This is a genomic window from Agrobacterium sp. lyk4-40-TYG-31 (assembly GCF_030209855.1).
In the GTDB taxonomy this organism is placed as follows: domain Bacteria; phylum Pseudomonadota; class Alphaproteobacteria; order Rhizobiales; family Rhizobiaceae; genus Agrobacterium; species Agrobacterium vaccinii.
Genome location: NZ_JARVRE010000019.1, coordinates 52,606 through 71,818, shown reverse-complemented (window position 1 = coordinate 71,818; position 19,213 = coordinate 52,606). Strand labels below are relative to the sequence as shown.

The 19,213-nt window shown below is 57.4% G+C and carries 18 protein-coding genes; 12 read left to right on the top strand and 6 right to left on the bottom strand.

From position 1 onward, the window contains the following. Positions 1–3 precede the first annotated feature (3 nt). On the top strand, positions 4–1,257 hold the full coding sequence (locus QRN55_RS22870) for an NAD(P)/FAD-dependent oxidoreductase (protein ID WP_284778400.1): 1,254 nt from the start codon (positions 4–6) through the stop codon (positions 1,255–1,257). 51 nt (positions 1,258–1,308) lie between these two features. On the opposite strand, the gene QRN55_RS22865 is transcribed toward QRN55_RS22870, so the two are convergent. The 3 genes from QRN55_RS22865 to QRN55_RS22855 form a co-directional block, all read right to left on the bottom strand. Continuing rightward, positions 1,309–2,256, bottom strand: coding sequence for a substrate-binding domain-containing protein (locus QRN55_RS22865; RefSeq protein ID WP_112499263.1), 948 nt, complete (start codon positions 2,254–2,256; stop codon positions 1,309–1,311). A gap of 68 nt (positions 2,257–2,324) precedes the next feature. Continuing rightward, complete coding sequence (locus QRN55_RS22860; protein WP_284778399.1) at positions 2,325–3,332, bottom strand: ABC transporter permease; 1,008 nt, start codon at positions 3,330–3,332, stop codon at positions 2,325–2,327. Positions 3,333–3,379: 47 nt separating this feature from the next. After that, on the bottom strand, positions 3,380–4,906 hold the full coding sequence (locus tag QRN55_RS22855) for a sugar ABC transporter ATP-binding protein (RefSeq protein WP_284778398.1): 1,527 nt from the start codon (positions 4,904–4,906) through the stop codon (positions 3,380–3,382). A gap of 160 nt (positions 4,907–5,066) precedes the next feature. On the opposite strand from QRN55_RS22855, the gene QRN55_RS22850 reads away from it, so the two are divergent. Continuing rightward, positions 5,067–6,098 (top strand): LacI family DNA-binding transcriptional regulator, encoded by a 1,032-nt coding sequence (locus tag QRN55_RS22850; protein WP_284778397.1) that lies wholly within the window; start codon positions 5,067–5,069, stop codon positions 6,096–6,098. Between the two features lie 18 nt (positions 6,099–6,116). Here QRN55_RS22850 and QRN55_RS22845 read toward each other — a convergent pair whose 3' ends face one another. Continuing rightward, the gene (locus tag QRN55_RS22845; protein ID WP_284778396.1) at positions 6,117–6,386 is read right to left on the bottom strand and encodes a DUF6074 family protein; all 270 of its coding nucleotides are present in this window, start codon (positions 6,384–6,386) and stop codon (positions 6,117–6,119) included. Between the two features lie 397 nt (positions 6,387–6,783). On the opposite strand from QRN55_RS22845, the gene QRN55_RS22840 reads away from it, so the two are divergent. Further along, positions 6,784–7,065, top strand: coding sequence for an exopolysaccharide production repressor protein (locus QRN55_RS22840; RefSeq protein ID WP_111841749.1), 282 nt, complete (start codon positions 6,784–6,786; stop codon positions 7,063–7,065). A 117-nt stretch (positions 7,066–7,182) separates the two neighbouring features. Next, on the top strand, positions 7,183–8,178 hold the full coding sequence (locus QRN55_RS22835) for a glycosyltransferase family 2 protein (RefSeq protein WP_284778395.1): 996 nt from the start codon (positions 7,183–7,185) through the stop codon (positions 8,176–8,178). 24 nt (positions 8,179–8,202) lie between these two features. On the opposite strand, the gene QRN55_RS22830 is transcribed toward QRN55_RS22835, so the two are convergent. Together QRN55_RS22830 and QRN55_RS22825 are read right to left on the bottom strand one after the other, a co-directional pair. Next, positions 8,203–9,156: a polysaccharide pyruvyl transferase family protein gene (locus tag QRN55_RS22830; RefSeq protein ID WP_284778394.1), complete on the bottom strand. Its 954-nt coding sequence runs from the start codon at positions 9,154–9,156 to the stop codon at positions 8,203–8,205. Positions 9,157–9,193: 37 nt separating this feature from the next. Continuing rightward, the gene (locus QRN55_RS22825; RefSeq protein ID WP_284778393.1) at positions 9,194–10,159 is read right to left on the bottom strand and encodes a glycosyltransferase family A protein; all 966 of its coding nucleotides are present in this window, start codon (positions 10,157–10,159) and stop codon (positions 9,194–9,196) included. Between the two features lie 120 nt (positions 10,160–10,279). On the opposite strand from QRN55_RS22825, the gene QRN55_RS22820 reads away from it, so the two are divergent. The 8 genes from QRN55_RS22820 (at position 10,280) to QRN55_RS22785 (ending at position 19,192) form a co-directional block, all read left to right on the top strand. Then, on the top strand, positions 10,280–11,752 hold the full coding sequence (locus QRN55_RS22820) for a lipopolysaccharide biosynthesis protein (protein ID WP_284778392.1): 1,473 nt from the start codon (positions 10,280–10,282) through the stop codon (positions 11,750–11,752). Positions 11,753–12,120: 368 nt separating this feature from the next. Next, on the top strand, positions 12,121–13,266 hold the full coding sequence (locus tag QRN55_RS22815) for an acyltransferase family protein (RefSeq protein ID WP_284778391.1): 1,146 nt from the start codon (positions 12,121–12,123) through the stop codon (positions 13,264–13,266). Between the two features lie 34 nt (positions 13,267–13,300). After that, positions 13,301–14,059 carry an endo-1,3-1,4-beta-glycanase ExoK gene (gene exoK / locus QRN55_RS22810; protein WP_422387373.1) on the top strand — a complete coding sequence of 253 codons (759 nt, stop codon included), beginning with the start codon at positions 13,301–13,303 and terminating at the stop codon, positions 14,057–14,059. Positions 14,060–14,111: 52 nt separating this feature from the next. After that, entirely contained in the window at positions 14,112–15,293 is a 1,182-nt protein-coding gene (locus QRN55_RS22805) for a glycosyltransferase (RefSeq protein ID WP_284778390.1), read from the top strand. Between the two features lie 14 nt (positions 15,294–15,307). Next, complete coding sequence (locus tag QRN55_RS22800; RefSeq protein WP_111841741.1) at positions 15,308–16,324, top strand: glycosyltransferase family 2 protein; 1,017 nt, start codon at positions 15,308–15,310, stop codon at positions 16,322–16,324. After that, positions 16,321–17,259, top strand: coding sequence for a glycosyltransferase family 2 protein (locus QRN55_RS22795; RefSeq protein ID WP_284778389.1), 939 nt, complete (start codon positions 16,321–16,323; stop codon positions 17,257–17,259). Before QRN55_RS22800 ends, QRN55_RS22795 begins: the two co-directional genes overlap by 4 nt. Further along, positions 17,256–18,251 (top strand): glycosyltransferase family 2 protein, encoded by a 996-nt coding sequence (locus QRN55_RS22790; RefSeq protein ID WP_502871365.1) that lies wholly within the window; start codon positions 17,256–17,258, stop codon positions 18,249–18,251. Before QRN55_RS22795 ends, QRN55_RS22790 begins: the two co-directional genes overlap by 4 nt. Before the next feature lie 35 nt (positions 18,252–18,286). Next, a complete protein-coding gene (locus tag QRN55_RS22785) occupies positions 18,287–19,192 on the top strand; it encodes a UTP--glucose-1-phosphate uridylyltransferase (RefSeq protein WP_111841774.1) in 906 nt (301 codons plus the stop codon). Positions 19,193–19,213: the final 21 nt, after the last annotated feature.

Sequence of the window (19,213 nt, the reverse complement as noted above, 5' to 3'; positions counted from 1 at the left end):
TCCATGAATTCATCAGAAAAATGCGAAGTGCTGGTTATCGGCACCGGCATCATCGGCGTGATGTCTGCTCTGTATCTTCAAAATGCCGGCAAGTCTGTGACCTTTCTGGAACGGGGCGAAATCGCGCGCGGGGCCAGCGCCGGTAATGCCGGTATTCTCGCATTTCCCGAAATCATCCCCATTCCGGCACCTGGTATCATCAAGAAAGCGCCGAAATGGCTGATCGATCCGCTCGGGCCACTCAGCGTGCCGCCTGCCTATGCCCTGAAGATTGCACCATGGCTGTGGCGCTTCTGGAAAGCCAGCTCTCCCGACAGATTTCGCCACGGCCTTAATGTCCAGATCGCAATGATGACACTGGCAGCACGCGAGATGCAGGCCATTGCCGATATGCCGGAGCTTTCCCGCTTCATCACCAACACCGGCACCCTCGACCTCTACGATACCAGAACGAGCTTCGATGCCGCGCAAAAAGACTGGAAAGAGAAGGAGCGCGCAGGCTTCGATTTCTCCCGGATCGGACGTGAGGAGATCGAGCGACTACAGCCCGGTCTTGCACCGCAGTTCCAGAACGCGGTGTTCACGCCCGGCGGCTTGCAGGTCGCAGACCCCTACGAATTCACCAAGGCGATCGCCGATCTGGTAATGGCCCGTGGTGCGACGCTTCGCCAAGGCGAAGCCGTCAGCGTCGATACTGTCGGCGAAAGCACCATCGTGACACTTTCCAGTGGAGAGAAAATCGGAGCCGACAAGGTGGTGATTGCCTGTGGCGCATGGTCGAAGCCGCTTGCGGCATCGCTGGGCAACATGGTCCCGCTGGAGACTGAGCGCGGCTATAACACCACGTTGCCAGCAGGCTCTTTCGATCTCAGCCGCCAGCTTTACTTCAACGACCATGCCTTCGTGGTCACGCCGCTCTCCTCGGGCGTTCGCGTGGGCGGCGCGGTGGAACTCGGCGGGCTCGATCTGCCTGCGAATTTCAAGCGGTCGGAAGCCTTGCTGAAGAAGGCCAGTCAATTCCTGCCGGGCCTGAAAACTGAAGGTGGCAAACAATGGATGGGTTTCCGCCCATCCATGCCAGATTGCCTGCCCGTCATCGGCCCGTCGCGCAACAACCATTCAGTCATATACGCCTTCGGCCATGGACATCTCGGGCTCACCCAATCTGCTGCCACCGCACGGCTTGTTACGCAATTGGTCAAGGACGAGGAAACCGCCATTTCGGTCGATCCTTTCAGACCCGGACGCTTCGCCTGAACAACGAAAGGCCCGCTCTTTCGAACGGGCCTCATTATCGATTTCAGCGTATTAGAACGGTGAGTCTGGGAAATAAAAGCTCTCGGCGTTGTCCTTGGTCACCAGTGTGGCGTCAAGGATGTAGGTGCCGCGAACAGGGACCTGATCGTAGAAGTTGGCGGCGGTCAGTTGCATAGCCGTTGCCACCATGGCCGGTGGATAGAGCACATCGACCGGGATCATCTTGTCACCATCCATGACCTTCTTGATCATGTCCTTGGAGCCTGCACCGGCAACGACATACTTGATGTCGGTTCGCTTGGCCTGTTCGATGGCCTGGAGAACGCCAACGGCCATGTCATCATCCTGGCACCAGACCACATCGATCTTCGGGTACTTCGTCAGATAGTCCTGCATGACCTTGAAGGCATCGTCGCGGTTCCAGTTGCCGAACTGACGGTCGAGGATTTTCACCTTCGAACCGGCGATACCCTTGTCGAACCCATCCTGACGCTGCTGGTCGATGGGAATGGGCAGACCACGGATAACTACGACCTGCGCATCCGGCGTGGTATCGGCGATATATTTCCCCGCCACTTCACCCAGAGCAGGGTTGTTACCAGCAACATAGAGATCGCGAACGGTGTCGTCATTGACGCTCGGCGCACGGTCGACGAGAGCAACGAACTTGCCGTTGTCCTTGACCTGCTTGATGGCGTTGACCAGTGGATCGGGATCAGATGGCAGGATGACGAGCGCATCGATGCCCTGTGTTTCCAGATCCTGCACGGCATTTGCCTGCGTGGCCGCATCTGGCGATGTCTTGACGATGACATTGAGGCCCGGATGTTCCTGCATCAGCAGCTTCGCCACACGTTCCGCATGATAGACCACGCCCGCTGTCCAGCCATGGTCAGCCGCAGGAATGGAAACGCCAATCGTCACCTTTTTGTCCTGTGCCTGCACTGCCCCGCTCAGCGCTACCAGCGCCACAGCCACTCCCAACAGTCTCTTTCGCATGTGTTGTTCCTCCCACACAAACAAAGGTCTCGATTTTCTAAACCGGGCGACCCGTTGACCCGGTAACCTTACGAACGCCTCATCAGCGACCGCTGAACCAGCATGGCGATGATGATGATGGCGCCCTGAATTGCCCCGATCAGATACTCGCTGATGAAGTTGGACAGCAGCATGATGTTGCCGACGAGTTCCAGAATGAATGCACCACAGATGGTGCCCCAGACCCGGCCTGCCCCGCCCTTGAGCGCCGTTCCACCCACGACGACTGCCGTGATGGCCTGCAACTCCCACATCATGCCCGTTGTGGCAGACGTCGAGCCAAGGCGCGGAACGTAGAGAAGAACAGCGATGGCAACGCAAAGGCCCTGAATGACGAAGGCGATGGTGCGCACACGGTTGACCGCAACGCCAGAATATTTGGCGACATCACGATTGGACCCGACCGCGGTCACATGCCGTCCGTAGCGGGTGCGGTACAGAATAAAGGCTGCAATACCGGTCACGATGAGAATGACGAGAATGGGAATCGGAATACCGATGAATGATCCGAAGTAGACGGGACGGTACAAGGTCTGCAACTGCGGTTCACGCAACGTGATCGCTCCACCCTGCGAAAGCCACGTGGTCAAGCCACGAAACACACCCATGGTGCCAAGCGTCGCGATGAAAGGTTCGATCTTGCCGACCGTGGTGATCAATCCGTTGGCAAGACCGCACAATGCCCCCGCCACCAGAGTGAACACGACCGCCAGCACCAGCATCTGCGCCGGGTCAGCCACCGCACCTGAGTTCATCAGCAGGATCATCAAACTGGCGACGAAGGCCACCATCGAGCCCACCGACAGGTCTAGATCGCCCGCCGAGATGACGAAGGTCGCGCCGACAGCGATGATCGCGATGAAGGCGCTGCGTGTCGCCACATTGGCGAGGTTGTTGATGCTGATGAAATTCGGATTGACCATCGCCCCGACAATCAACAGCAGAAACAGTGCGATGAAAGGCGCAACTGCCCGCAAATCTATATCGCGAAGCGACCGTGCTGCCCTTTTTTCCTTGCTGTCTTCGCTTACACTCATACCCAAAACAGACCTCCCGCCCTGTCACATCGGCTTTTCAGCCGCCGCTATGCCGCCGCCTTTGTTTTCAGACCCGCCGCATAGCGCATGATTTCCCGCTCGTTGATTTCGTCGCCTTCCAGCATGCCCACCACGCGACCTTCGCGCATGACCGCGACACGGGTGCAAAGGCCGATGACCTCCTGCATTTCCGAGGACACCACGACGACCGAGTGGCCATCGCGCGCAAGCGCCGAAATGAAATGATAGATCTGCTGCTTGGTCCCCACATCGATACCGCGCGTGGGCTCGTCGATGATGATGATCTTTGGTTCCGTCTCCATGACCTTGGCCAGCAACAGTTTCTGCTGGTTTCCGCCGGACATGCGCCCCACCACCACGCTGCCATCACGCACGCGAATGTCGAAGCGACGGCGCGCGCGCTCCAGAGATGTCGCCTCGCTGGATGAGCTGAGGTAACCGAATTTTCCGTGACGCTCCAACGATTGCAGCGTCAGGTTCAGCGCCATACCAGAATTCAAAAGCAGACCCTTGGATTTGCGGTCCTTGGTCATATAGGCGAGCCCGGCGTCGATGGTCGCATGGAGATCATGCGGAGGCAATATCTTGCCGTTGACCTCGACCTCCCCCGACAGACGTGACCGCAGCCCGACGATGGCCTCCGCCAACTCGGTGCGGCCAGAGCCGATTAGACCCGAAAAGCCGATGATTTCGCCTCGTCTGAGATCAAAACTGGCATCCTGCACATATTTGGTGGAAACGTTGCGAACGCTGAGGACGATCTTCTCGTCCACATCAGGCTCGCGTTTGGCAGGGTAGAGGCTCGACAACTCACGCCCGACCATCAACTGGGCAATCGCCTCGCCATCCAGCAGCGCAGTTGGCGCGGTTTTTACCCAGTGTCCGTCGCGCAGCACCGTCACCCGGTCAGTCAGCTCCATGACTTCATCCAGCTTGTGCGAGACGAAGACGAAGCTCGTGCCCTTGTCGCGCAGCTTGCGGACCTGCTGGAATAGATAGTTGGTCTCCTCACGCGACAAAACAGCTGTCGGCTCATCCATGAAGACGATGCGCGCATCGCGGCTGATCGCCTTGGCAATTTCCACCATCTGCTTTTCAGCAACAGACAGCGTGCCGATCATCGCGTTCTCATCGACATGGCAGCCCAGAAGATCGAGCACGCGGCGCGTCTCAGCGCGCATTGCCTTGCGATCCAGCACGCCGAAATGCGTCAGTTCCCGGCCCAGAAACAGGCTCTCGGTCACTGTCAGATGTTCGGCCAGATTGAATTCCTGATGGATGATGACGATACCCAGCGCTTCAGCCAGCCCATTAGGCGGCAGCTTCACGGGTTTGCCGTCCAGCAGTATCTCGCCGGTACTTGGCTGTTCGAAACCTGAGAGAACCTTGACGAGAGTAGACTTGCCCGCGCCGTTCTCACCCATCAACGCATGGATTTCCCCAGCCTTCAGATCGAAATTGATGCTGAAGAGGACCTGCACCCCATTGAAAGATTTGGAAATACGACGCGCAGACAGCAACGTACCGCCGACGTCAGCAATCTCATTTTCCATGATTTCCTCCAGACGTCTCCCTACGTCTGAAATCCATGTAAACCTTTACACTGGCGATGTAAAGGTTTACATAAGCGCTTAAGAACAGATTTGCGTGATCGTATTTGACGGAGCGCAAAGTCTGTGTAGTGTCCGGTCGCGCATACATCCGAGGCCCTCATTGTCCATTCCCGCATCAGCCACAATTGAAGACGTCGCCCGGATCGCGGAGGTTTCCATCGCGACCGTGTCGCGCGCCATCCACACGCCTGAAAAGGTAGCGAATTCGACGCGACTGAAGGTCAATCAGGCCATTGCCGTCACCGGCTACACGACGAATGCCATGGCCCGCAGCCTGCGCCTAGGCCGCTCCAATATGATCCTGGTTGTCGCGCCTGACATCGGCGACCCCAACTTTTCGAACATTCTCGTCGGCCTGGAAAACGAAGCGCGCTCGCATGGCTACGGCATATTGATCGGCCATACGCAGAACGATGCGCAGCGCGGGCTCGAATATCTGAAATTCCTGAATTCCAACCAGGCTGCGGGGCTCATCCTGTTTACGGGTATCCTGCCATTTGGCCATCAGGCCATGACGGCGCGACTACCGCCCAGCGTCGGCGTTTTCGAACCCATCTATAATGGTGGCATTCCATATGTCGGCGTCGATGACACCAAGGGTGCCCGCAAGATCATCGATATGCTGATTGCCGAAGGGCATGAGCGGATCGCGTTCATCGGCGATTCCCGCGTCCGGCTCGCCTATAGCCGCAGACGGAAGGGCTATGACGAGGGTTTGCAGGCGGCGGGGCTGATACCGGCGCCTGCCTTGATTATCGAGGGAGATGGAACGCTGGAGAGTGGGCGGCTGGCCATCGAGCAACTGTTCATGCGCGATACGCTGCCGACAGCGTTCATGTGCGTTAACGACCAAACGGCAATCGGCGTTATGGTCGGGCTAACTGCGCGCGGCTACGATATTCCACGCGATTTTTCGGTAACGGGCTTTGACGATATTCCGCAGGCGGTCTTCATGTCCCCTGCCCTGACGACCATTCGTCAGCCCAGGACGGCCATCGGCAAACACGCCATGGCGCTGCTGCTTGATCTTTTAGGCGGTGGGCAGGCGAACGAGCCGGAAATCCTGCTCACACCTGACCTTATCGTTCGCAATTCCGTGGGCGCGCCAGCATGGCGGCTGACCCACAGATAATGCAAGCGGTGACTTGTCTTAGTAAGCGTCGCGGCGTGCAGGTTCTTCCTGCTGGCAGCGGCCCCAAAGCTCGGTTTGCACCGCACCTTGAAACTCCATGACTTCCTGGCGCATGGCCGTATCGTCATAACCCAGATTGACGAGACGCGCGGCAAGGGCCTGGCACTCATCCCGCCAGAAGCGGTTTGCTTCTTCGCCGTGAAGCGATTCTAGCATCTGAACGCAGCGCTTTATGTCAGCGACGCGGTTTTTGGCTGGAAACGCAATTACTTCTGAACGCTCTGTCACACGCACACCTTACTGCTTCGGGAATCAACCACCTATCTTTACCGGTGACATAGTTAACGAAGTCTGCAGCCCGGGCGCATTGCGCCCAGCGTCAGCGCAGAATCGCGTTATGGAATGCTACTGTCAGGCCGCAAGTGCTGCTCTGCAATCGCGCAGTATTCACGTTTCATAAACCTTGCGAGAACAGTGCGCAGATCAAAACGGTAGACATCCGTCCAAATCTCAAAAATTTGGGCAAATTTTACCAATAAAGATTACTGAAATTTCATGCTGCACGCTCTAAGAGAAGTATAACTGTGTTGAAACGATAAGCGTTTCGTAATACAATTCTCTAGAAAAGAAAGCCAAGAACATGCATTTCTCCACCGAGGGACAATGCTTAGCGGAGGAGAAAGATATGTACGCCCCGCGCGTTTTCATCAGTATGATCTGCGCGTTGCTGGTGTTCGCTGTCGCGACATATCTTATCCATGGCTCTTTCTTGACCACTTTCGTCCAGACGCTGATCTGTCTTGTCATTATACAAGTTGGTTACTTTATAGGCGTGCTTGTTCTTGTAGCAAAAGAGAAGCGACAGATGCGCGCCACGCTGAACTTCCAGAAGGAAGCGACGCCTTTGCCGGAGAAATCAGTGACGGAGGCCATTACCGTCGCTTCCCCGAAACTCAGCGATTTCTAAACCGCCTGCCCGCCGCCGACCTCAAACTTCTCGCAGGTGCGAAATAATCGTGCGGCGTCCTTATCCCTGACATTTTCTGCGCCGAAAAAACGGCAACGTAACGAAGCAGGAGTTGGCATGACTGGGGATTTGCGATCCATTTGCGTGATTATCGCTGCTAAAAATGCGTCCGACACCATCGCGACGGCGATCAAATCCGCGCTAACCGAGCCAGAAGTGTCTGAGGTCGTCGTGATTGACGATGGTTCGACGGACGCGACAGCCGCTATCGCGTCGGCCTGCGATGATGGCACCGGACGCCTTAAGGTAGAGCGTTTCGACGTCAACCGTGGCCCCTCCGCTGCCCGCAATCACGCCATCGCCATTTCGTCTGCCCCCCTCATCAGCATTCTTGATGCGGACGATTTCTTTTTCCGGGGCCGCTTCGCTGCCATGCTGGAAAGCGACGATTGGGATCTGGTCGCGGACAATATTGCCTTCATCCAGCAGTCAGTATCGGGCGCATCCTCCATGCAGCCCGCACGTTTTGCGCCCGAAGAGCATTTCCTGACACTGTCCGAATTCGTTCAGGGCAACATTTCCAAGCGCGGTATAGAGCGTGGGGAGACGGGCTTTCTGAAACCGGTGATACGCCGCGCGTTTCTTGAAAAAAATGGCCTGCGTTACGATGAAGCCCTGCGGCTGGGTGAAGACTACGAGCTATACGTTCGGGCACTGGCCTGCGGTGCGCGCTACAAGGTCATCCGCAACTGCGGTTATGGCGCCATCGTTCGTGGCGATTCCTTGAGTGGCAGCCACCGCACGGATGACTTGCGCCAACTCTATGAAGCGGACCGGAAAATCCTTGCGCAATATTCGCTGAAGCCGCCTGAAAAGGCGCTTCTTGAAGAACACGAGCTGCATATTCGCGAGAAGTTCGAGCTGCGGGATTTTCTCGATGCGAAGGCCAAGGGCGGCATGGGTGGCGCGCTGTCCCACGCCTTGAAGCGCTTGCCTGCCGTCCCGGCTATCGCACAAGGTATCTTTCGCGATAAAACCGCCCGCTATCGCCCAGCGCCAAAACAAGTGGCGGATATTCGCTATCTGTTGAACGCCACGCCGCTCAATCCTTAAGAAATCGAGCGGCGTCAGCCGACATCAGAAATAGTCTCTTTTGATCGTTTCCAGCACGGCCTGGAAACGTTCCTTGCGCTCTTCCAACCGGCCATCGGGGCTGAGCCGCGGCTCTGCCCGGCTTGCCTGCCATAGGGCAAGCGTCGAAGGTGCTGCGAGAACCTGCTTTGCCAGCTTACGCAGGGAGCGCTGCTCCTGATGCGGACGCACCAGCAGCTCACCATCATGCGACGCCTCGGCTGGCCGCTCCACGACGGGTGCTGGCGGCGGCGGCGGGAAGCTCATGCCCCAGAATTTGGAGCCCTTCTTCGCAGCCTCGGCACGCGTGGAAACCGGCACATAACGCGGCTCGTACTTCACACCCACGGTGCCCGCCCAGTCGCTCCACTTGAAGCTGTTGATGGACGTTGAGGTGCTGACGGCGACCCAAGGCACGCGGAAGGCATCTGCCAGAATAGCACCATGCATGGACTCGGCCACGATGAATTCAGACTGGGCAATGTGCTTGATAACAGCCTTCGCCTCGCCGCGCGGATCGAGATAGGTCAGGCCCGCAGGCTCGCAAACCGTTTCCCACATGCCGAATTCCGCAGATTCCCAATGGGGCACGAAGGTCTTCTTATGAAGCTTCGGCAGGTTGCGGAATTCCGGCATCTCCGTCACCATCACCGCCGGGTCGACGATACCCATCTCTGCGGGGAGACCGAGTTTGCCAGCCGTCATCTCACCGCGCACGCAGCGAATATCCCACAATTCCTTATTGGAGATATCCGGTACGGCACCGTAGCCATAACCACTGCCGATGATCAGCTTGCGCTGCTGCGGCGGAAACAGAACGTCGTTCAGGACCGTGCCGACACCCACCAGCAGCACATCCGGGTGGACATCCCGCAGGCCGGGCAGCAGAAAATCCCAAAGCCAGAGATTGAGGTCATCGCCGAAATTACCGTGGTGTGATTCCCAGTGATATGGTTTCATGGACTACTCCTGAAATAAGAATGTGGTTGCGTCAGGGTCACTTCGGGCGGGCGAATTTGCCAGTCCCAAGCTCCAGTGCTGCACGCAAAATGGCAGGATCACGCATCATCCATTTGAACAGCAGGCCCAGTTCCGGTGCCTTGCGTTGCTTCAACTTGCCCGCCTGGCTCCACAGCGCCTGCTTGCGCGCGGTGTTTTTATAGGAAGCAATGGAGGCGACATCGGCTGGCCGCTTGGCAAACCGGCCCTGCAACGTGTCGAGCGCGACCCAGGTGTTGAATTGCTGGCGCAGAAACTCCGGCGAGCTGTTGTCGATGCTGTGAAAGATGTTGACACCCATGCCGCGCATGGCGCCTGCATCGTCGCACAAGAGCGAGCGTTTCGACGCAAGAATGCAATCACAGAAGAACAGCACGTCTTCCGCCGCCAGCCGCAAAACGGGATCGAAACGGATCTTTTCAAACAGCGGCCTGCCGATGACCATGCAGGACAAATGCAGGAAGCTCCAATTGCGCAGCATCACGCTGGCCAGATCCGGCAGCTCGATTACCTTGGGCGATTCGTTCAGCCGCGTCGCACCCTCGTTGTTTTCCAGTTCGGAAATCGCGAAGTGATAATAGAACTCGTCGCTCGCCTGCATCGATGCCCAATAGCATTCACCACCAAAGGTTTCGAGGCTGTAGGCGGCGTTCTTAAGGTGATCCGGCGTCCACATGTCGTCCGAATCAAGGAAGGCGACGTAAGCAGTTTCCGCTGGTACGTTGTCGAGCCCGGTGTTGCGCGCACCGCCCGGGCCACCATTGGCCTGCTTGACGACCTTGATGCGGTTTCGCTGCGCTTCAGTCAGCTCTTCTAGTTCTTTTTCAATGGGATAAGGCGATTCATCATCGACGATGACGAGGTCGAAATCCTGAAGAGACTGGGAAAAAACCGATGCCAATGCACGACCAAGTACGCCATGCTGTTTTTGATAATAAGGAATAACGACTGTAAATTTCGCCATTGTTTCGCCCCTTGTGTTGATCAAGAAGTGTCGGGCCCGATAAAAGAGCGGCCCCGATGAGTGGCAAATCTCCCGCCAGCCCACTACCCTGCTGGCCTCCAAACCATATAGGATGCACGAATGCCCCCAGCTCCGAGCGTCAAGACGATTACCGCAAATGTCGGCTGGAGCGTTTTATCAAAAACAGGCACATTCGGGCTTAAGTTTGTCACGGTTCCGATTCTCGCCCGATTGCTGACACCCGAAGAGTTCGGTGTCGTCGCTGTCGGTCTCACGGTCGTGCAGTTCCTGACCATGATTGCAGGCGCTGGCCTGACATCCGCGCTGATTGTGGAAAAGGAAGAGGATATGGACACGATCCATACCGTCTTCTGGGCCAATCTGGCGATTTCCTGCACCATGGCCGCGATGTTGTATTTCGGGGCTGAGTTCTTCGGCGAATTGCTGGGCGCGGTCGAAAGCGCCTATCTGCTGCGCATCATGGCGTTTCTCATTCCGCTGCAATTGGCGGGCGATGTCGCCTACTCGCTGCTGGCCCGACGCATGAATTTCAGCAAGGACGCCATCTGGAGCATGACGTCTGAAAGTGCCGCCGCCATCCTCGCCGTTGGTCTTGCCCTTGCTGGATACGGCGTCTGGGCGCTGATCATCCAGCTTTTCTCCGCAGCGCTCATTCGCCTTGTCGGTCTTTATGCCGTGTCGCGCTACAAGCCTGCTTTCGTGATGAAGCCGAAGCGGTTGATTCCGCTGCTGGGCTTCAGCTCCGGTTTGATGGGCTCCGAGATCGCCAACTTCGTGACCTTCCAGTCACCCATGGTCATCATCGCGCGTTATCTCGGCCTTGCAGATGCGGGTGCCTACTCCGCGTCCAACCGCTTCGCCAGCATTCCCAACCAGGTCGTCCTGTCTGCCGTCATGGGCGTGCTGTTTCCGGCTTTTAGCCGCATGATGGACGACAAGCAGCGCCGCCGCGATGCGCTGATGTTCTCCACACAGGTGCTGACCGTATTGCTGGCACCAATGATGTTCGGCCTGTGGGCGATTGCAGAACCCGCCATGCTGGTGATCTTCGGGCCAAACTGGGCCTATGCCTGGCCTGTGCTTGGCCTTCTGGCACTCTCAAAGGCAATATTGACGCCGTGCAGCACCTTTATTCCGTATTTGAAAGGTGCCGGTTACGGCCGTGTTCTGTTCTGGTCGGCAACGATCCGTGCCGTTGTCACAACAGCCGCCGTCTGGCTCGCCGCGATCTATGGCACACTGATCGATGCGATGGTGTGGCTCTGCATCGTCAATGCTGTCACGCTGTTCGCTTATTCCTGGGCCGTGTTCAAGGCCAGCGAAATGCCGCTGCTGAAAGGCCTCTATATCAGCAGCCGTCCCATGATTGCGTCCTTCGTCATGGCGCTTGCGGTCCGCTATATCCTCTATGTCTTCGCCGACAGCCTGCCCCACGCCTATATGCAGGTAGCCGTCGGATCGGTCGCTGGTGGCGTGATCTATGCCGTACTGATTCTGCTGACCGAACGTGCACTGCTGCGTAAAATCATCGGCATGGTGCGAGACAGGAAAGCCAAGCAGGCCGTGGCGTAATATCTGCAACCTTTACAAGCCTTATTTCGCCACAAATCCGCCAGCTTTGGAACACCCTTCCTCACGCGTTCGTGAGCAAATCTCCAATTTCATTTTGCAGCGCAGCATAAAACACGATTATCAACAGCGGGCTGTCGTCATCAAACCGGTTAACAGTTGAAATAAAAACGATTTAAAATCATCGACTTGAGTTTCATTACGTTACGAAAGTCGTGCCGCGCCAGAGATTTACCCCTCATATTTCAAATTGTCTTTTTCCCGCATCGCCACATTTTACCCCAAAGTGGAAACCAGACTCTGGATCGGGCTTACGTTCGCTCTGGTTGTAACGCGGTGAAGGGAGACGCCGCCCAATAAGGGGAACTGATGTGACTTTTGATCAGAACCTATCTTCCCGCATCAACTTGATGCGTATTATTTTGATATCCGGCATCGTCTTCGTTCACGTGCCGCATAATCCTGAAACCAGCCCTTTTCTCGGGGTGTACGGTTTCTTTGATTGGATACGCGTATTTCTCGGCGACGCCCTGTTTCGCATCGGCGTTCCCTGCCTGAGCGCGATTTCCGGCTATTTGCTGTTTCGTCGTGGCATGCAGGCGTTCGACTATTTGGCGACGGTGAAGTCCAAGGCCAAGACCGTTTTGCTGCCGTTCATCCTATGGAATGGCGCGCTGTTTCTTGCCGTGCTGCTGCTCCAGCGTTTCGAAGTCGGCTTGGGTTACTTCCCTGATCTCTGGAACGCGACGACGCGTGAAATCATCAGCCATGGCGCAGCCCTGGAAGAGCTTCCGGTCAATGTTCCCCTGTACTTCTTACGGGACCTGTTCGTCTGCATTCTGCTGTCACCTATTCTGGCATTCTTCGTCAAACGCTTCGCCTTGGTGACGCTGGCAGTGCTGCTGATCATCACCGCATGGCCGGATTTGACACTGTTTATTGTGCAGAAGAAATCGATCCTGTTCAGCTTTGCCCTCGGCATCGCACTTGCGCTGCATAAGGTGGATCTGAAGACACTTGATCCCTATGCCGGCCGTATCACGCTCGCGGTGCTCGTGGCCGCCGCTTCGCTGGCGACGGGTCTTTATTTCACAGGGCCGGAATTCACATTCGAGCTGAACCTTCTGCGCAACCTGCTCGCCGTATTTGGCGCAATGGGTCTGTGGGCATCGTCCTCGCTGCTCATCCAGAGCCGCACCGGGCGTCGCCTGTCTGAAACGGGCAGTCTCAGCTTCTGGATTTTCTGCGCCCACTATCCGCTTCTCGTGATCATGTGGATGGTCTGGAACAGGGGTGGCCCGGATTTCTATCCTGCATTCTATATCGGTGCAGTTCTGCTGTCCTTCGCCATTCTCATCGTCAGCAATGCGCAGGTCCGGGCGCGGCTGCCGACGCTTTACGGCGTGCTGACGGGCAGCAGAAGCAAGAAGCAGAAACCACTCGCTCCGAATTCAACGTCCGTGAAAGCCGCGCCAGCGCAGCCCGTACCGGATACAGCCTATCAAAGACAGAGGTGAACTCATGACTGCATATCTCGGCGTTCCATCGCGCATGATTGCATCCACTCTTCTGGCCCTCAGCCTCGGCGCACCCGCCGCGCTGGCGCAGGAAGACAATGGGAAATCCTTCGTCGAAAATTTCGACAGCATGGACCGGTCCTTCTGGTACGTGTCGGATGGCTGGAACAATGGCCCGCACCAGAACTGCACCTGGTCGAAAAAGCTGGTGAAGTTCGAAGAGGGCAAGCTCCAGCTAGGCTATCAGGAAGGTAAAGCGGGCGACCGCAATTTTTCCTGCGGCGAAATCCAGACCAAGGGCCGCTATCGCTATGGCACCTATGAAGCGCGCATCAAAACCGCGACCGGATCGGGCCTGAATTCGGCTTTCTTCACCTACATCGGTCCAACCGACAAGAAGCCGCATGACGAGATCGACATGGAGGTACTGGGCAAGAACACGTCTCAGGTCCAGCTCAACCAGTATGTCTCCGCAAAGGGCGGCAATGAAAAGCTGGTGGATGTCGCAGGCGGTGCCGACAAAGCCTACAATGACTATGCCTTCGTCTGGGAGCCGCAGCGCCTGCGCTACTATGTCAACGGCAAGATGGTTCACGAAGTGACGGACGCTTCGAAGATTCCGCAAAACCCGCAGAAGATTTTCTTTAGCCTCTGGGGAACGGACACCCTGAAAAGCTGGATGGGCAAGTTCGCCTATAGCGGCCCGACCATCATGAGTGTCGACCGCATGGCGTTTACCGCGATTGGCGACAAGTGCCAGTTTCCTGAGTCCGTTGCATGCGTGACGAACTGACGACACGACGAACTTCGATCGCCCTTTTCAGCCCAGCACCCAGGACATCTGTATGACGCACGTTCTTTACCTCGCTCACGACCTTGCCGATCCGGCCATCCGCCGGCGCGTCATGACGTTGCAGGCGGGTGGAGCACGTGTGAGCCTTGCCGGGTTCACCCGGGGTGAAAACAAGCTCGCTACGGTCGATGGTGTCTCCCCCATCGTGCTGGGCGAGACGGCGGATGGACGGTTTGCCCAACGCATCCTGTCTATCCTCAAGTCCAGCCTTGCGCTGCGCAGCGCGCTGAAGGGTGTGGCCAAGCCGGATGTCGTCATCGCTCGCAATCTCGAAATGCTGGCGCTCGCACGTCGGGCATCGGCTATCTACGGTCGCAGCGTTCCTGTTGTCTACGAGTGCCTCGACATCCACCGTCTGCTGCTGAATGATGGTGTTGTCGGCAAGCTGGTGAATGCGGCGCAGCGTTATTTCGCGCGCGATGCAAAACTGCTGATCACCAGTTCACCCGCCTTCGTCAGCCAATATTTTGCGCCGCGCTCCGGCCTGCAACTGCCGGTCCTGCTGCAGGAAAACAAGGTTTTGATGCTGGATCAAACCACGCTGGCGGCACCCACCCCGCGCCTGCCAAAGGCCGGAGAGCCCTGGAAAATCGGTTGGTTCGGCGCACTTCGCTGCCGCAAGTCCCTCGAAATTCTCGCTGATTTCGCAAAGCGTATGGATGGCAAGGTGGAAGTCATTCTGCGCGGACGTCCGGCTTATTCTGAGTTCGATGATTTCGATGGCTTCGTCGCCAACGCGCCGCATCTCAGCTTTCAGGGTCCTTACAAAAACCCCGAGGATCTCGCGTCGATCTATAACGAGGTGCAATTCACCTGGGCCATCGACTTCTTTGAGGAAGGCCAGAATTCCAGCTGGCTGCTGCCCAACCGTCTTTATGAGGGCTGCCTCTACGGCACGTTGCCCATCGCAGTCGCGCAAACGGAGACGGCTCGCTTCCTTGAGACGAGAGGTATCGGTCGTATCCTGCCATCAGCGGATGCCGCCACGCTCGAAGCTCTGATCCGGGGCCTCAGCGAACAGGTTTATCTCGATGATTGTCACAAGCTTGCAGCAATCGACCGTCAGCAATGGGTCACTGACAAGTCGGATTGCATTCAGCTCGTTCATAAACTCGCTTCCCTGGCAGCGCCGCATGATGGCCGCGCCGTGGAAGCGTCTCTCTCACCAGCTTGACGGGGGTTAAAGCCATGAAACTCACCAGTATTCCAGATGTCAAAACGCTCATCGTCATCCCCTGCCTCAATGAGGCACGGACGATTGACGATCTCCTGCTGAAGTTTTCCAGCACGCTCAACCATGCCCAGGACCGTATCATCGTCGCCGATGGCGGCAGCACGGATGGCACACGCGATATCGTGGCCAACTTCTCTATGCAGGACCCACGCGTCATTCTGCTGGCCAACCCCAAGCGTATCCAGAGCGCCGGTATCAACCTCGCGATTGAAATGTTCGGCGCGGAATACGACTACCTCATCCGCATCGATGCCCACGGCGATTATCCCGATGACTATTGCCATCGCCTGATCGAGGATGCCGTCAAAACCGGCGCGGACTCGGTCGTTGTTGCCATGGATACGGTCGGCCACGGAACGTTCCAGAAGGCGACTGCCATCGCCCAGAATTCAAAGCTCGGCAATGGCGGCTCCAAGCACCGCGAAGGCGCCAAGGGTCACTGGATCGATCACGGCCACCATGCCTTGATGCGTATATCGGCCTTCACCAAGGTCGGAGGTTACGATGAAAGCTTCAGCCACAACGAAGATGCCGAGCTGGATTATCGCCTGCGCAAGGCCGGCTTCCGCATCTGGATGACCGACAAGACGCGCATGACCTATTATCCCCGCTCCAATGTGCGCCCACTGTTCAAACAATATATGGCCTATGGTCGTGGACGGGCTAAAAACCTGATCAAGCACCGCTCATTGCCGAAGGTGCGCCAGATGATTCCGTTGGCTGTCATGCCGGTCGCGCTGTTTGCGCTGTTGGGTGTTTTCCACTGGGCGGCGGTCATTCCGCTCTGCCTTTGGATTGCCGCATGCCTCGGCTACGGCCTGTGGATGGCTATAGCGCAGAAAAATCCCCTCGGCCCCCTGGCGGCATTTGCAGCCATGGTCATGCATTTCGCCTGGTCCACCGGCTTCTGGCTGGAACTTGCGGGCTCGTTCAGTGCACCGGCCCCCGTACCGGGAAAGGCAGTTTCATGACCGGCACATCGCTCGCAACCGCCCCCGTGAGAGTAGACATCGGCACCTGCACCTTCCGCCGCCCCGCCGTGGTCGCGACGCTGCAATCGCTGTTCAATCTCGACATCCCCGAAGGCGTGACGGTGCGCCTGATCGTTGCAGACAACGACGCAGAACCGACGGCCCAGGCATCGATAGAACGCCTGCGCGAGGCATCACCCTTTGAGATCATCTATGTCCATTGCCCCAAGTCGAATATTTCGATTGCCCGCAATGCCTGCCTTTCCGCGTGCGACGCAGACTTCCTGGCCTTCATCGACGATGATGAAACCGCTCCCCGCGAGTGGCTTTCCGAACTGCTGAAAACCGCGCAGGAAACCGGTGCGGAAACCGTTCTCGGTCCCGTAACCGCCGTTTACAAACCCTCGGTGCCGGACTGGATGCGCAACGGTGACTTCCATTCTACGGCCCCCGTCTGGGTGAATGGCGAGATCATAACCGGCTACACCTGCAACACACTGCTGCGCATGGCCGCGCCGTCTTTGGCCGGTCGTCGTTTTGCCCTTTCACTGGGCCAGAGCGGTGGTGAAGACACGCATTTCTTCTCGCATATGCATGCTGCCGGTGGCCGCATCGCCTTTGCCGAAAAGGCTGTGCTGACCGAACCGGTGCCGGACACGCGCGCCAGTTTCATGTGGTTGGCCAAGCGCCGCTTCCGTTCCGGGCAGACCCATGGTCGTCTGCTGGCCGAGATGAAGCCCGGCATTCGCCGCATCGCGCAGGTACTGACGGCGAGCGCCAAGGTCGTCGCCTGTGCAGGTCTTGCGCTGATAGCCGTCTTCGATCCTGTCCGCCGTAGCCGACAGTTGCTGCGCGTTGCCCTGCACATGGGTTCCGTCAGCGGCGCCATCGGCGTGCGGGAAATCCGCCAGTACGGCACGGTGGAGGCGACGTGATGGATGCATCTGTAAATCCCGACGTCACCTTCGTCATCGCAGCCTACAATTCCGCCGATTGCATCGTTCCGGCCATCGAGAGCGCGCTCGCGCAGCAGTCGGTTACACTGGAAGTCATCGTCGTTGACGACTGCTCGGCAGACGACACGCGCGATGTCGTCGGCGCAGTTGCAGCGCGTGACCCACGCGTTCGGTTAATCGCGCTCGAAACCAACCTCGGCCCCGGCGGCGCGCGTAATGCTGGAATCGATGCGGCAACCGGGCGATGGATCGCGGTGCTGGATTCGGACGATGTTATTCATCCACACCGAACGGCGCGGATGATCGCGCGGGCAGAACAGATGTCGGCGCAGATCGCGGTCGATAATCTCGATGTCGTCTATACCGATGGGCGTCCGACCGAAACGATGTTCGAAGAGGCGTTCCTCCAGCAGCGTGGCACGCTGACGCTGGAGGATTTCATAGCCTCTAACATCCTTTTCCGCTCCACCTTCAATTTCGGCTACATGAAGCCGATGTTTGACCGCGCGTTTCTCGCCGCCAACGACTTGCGCTTCCACTCGACCCTGCGCATTGGCGAAGATTACCTCCTGCTGGCCTCCGCATTGGCGGCGGGTGGCATCTGCGCGATCGAGCCAACATCCGGCTACGTCTACAACATCCGTGAGGGATCGATTTCCCGGGTTCTGGAGCTTCGCCATGTCGATGCGATGATCGCGGCGGACGCGGAATTTCTCGCCCGGTATCCGCTGTCACCAGCCGCCCGCATGGCACAAACGCAGCGCAGCCGCAGCCTCATCGAAGCGCGGCATTTTCTCATGCTCGTCTCCGGCATCAAACGCCGGTCTCTGCCGGATGTGCTGAAGATCGCCGTGCGCGATCCTGTCGCCCTGCGGCATCTGCGCATGCCGATCGAGGTGCGGTTGAGAAAGCTACGGGACACCATCTTTACGCCCTCTGTCCAGACAGACGTGAAAAGGCAGGCTTCTTGAGCCCGCTAAACCGACACATGATCAAGGAGAATGCCATGGACCTAAATAGGACTGTCAGAAAGGCTGTTATTCCTGTTGCCGGCAACGGAACCCGCTTCCTGCCCGCAACCAAGGCGATGCCGAAGGAAATGCTGACGATCGTTGACCGGCCCGTTGTGCAATATGCCGTCGATGAAGCCATGCAGGCCGGTATCGAACATATCATCTTCGTGACCAGTCGCAACAAAACCGCCATCGAAGACTATTTCGACAGCGCGCCCGAACTCGTCAACACGCTGACGAAATCCGGCAAGACCATGCAGGTGCTTCAGCTCGAAAAGATGCTGCCGGTTGCCGGTACGGTCAGCTACACCCGCCAGCAGGTGCCGCTTGGCCTTGGCCACGCCGTCTGGTGCGCGCGCGAACTGGTGGGCAAGGAGCCCTTCGCGCTGCTGCTGCCGGACATGGTGTCCTATGGCGCACGCGGCTGCATCGCTGGTCTGATGGAACTTTACGACGAAGTGGGCGGAAACATTCTCGGAGTAGAGGAATGCTCGCCGGAGGAAACCTCGTCCTATGGCATCGTCGGCGTCGGCAACACGGTCAGCCATGGTTTCAGTGTCACTGAAATGGTGGAGAAGCCGGAACCATCCAAGGCCCCTTCGAATTACTACCTCAACGGTCGCTATATTCTGCAACCGGAAATTTTTGATATTCTCGCAAAGCAGGAACGCGGCGCGGGCAATGAAATTCAGTTGACGGATGGTATGAAGCGTCTGGCCGAAACACAGCCATTCCATGGCCAGAAATTTATAGGACGTACATTCGATTGCGGCAGCAAGCAGGGCTTCATCGCCGCCAATGTTGCATTTTCCTTGATGCGCTCGGATATGGAAGCCCAGGTTCTGGCCTCCATCAAGGAGCTGGTTCTGAACCATGAAAGCCGTGTAAAAGCGGCCTGAAACAAACAGTAGTGGGAGACG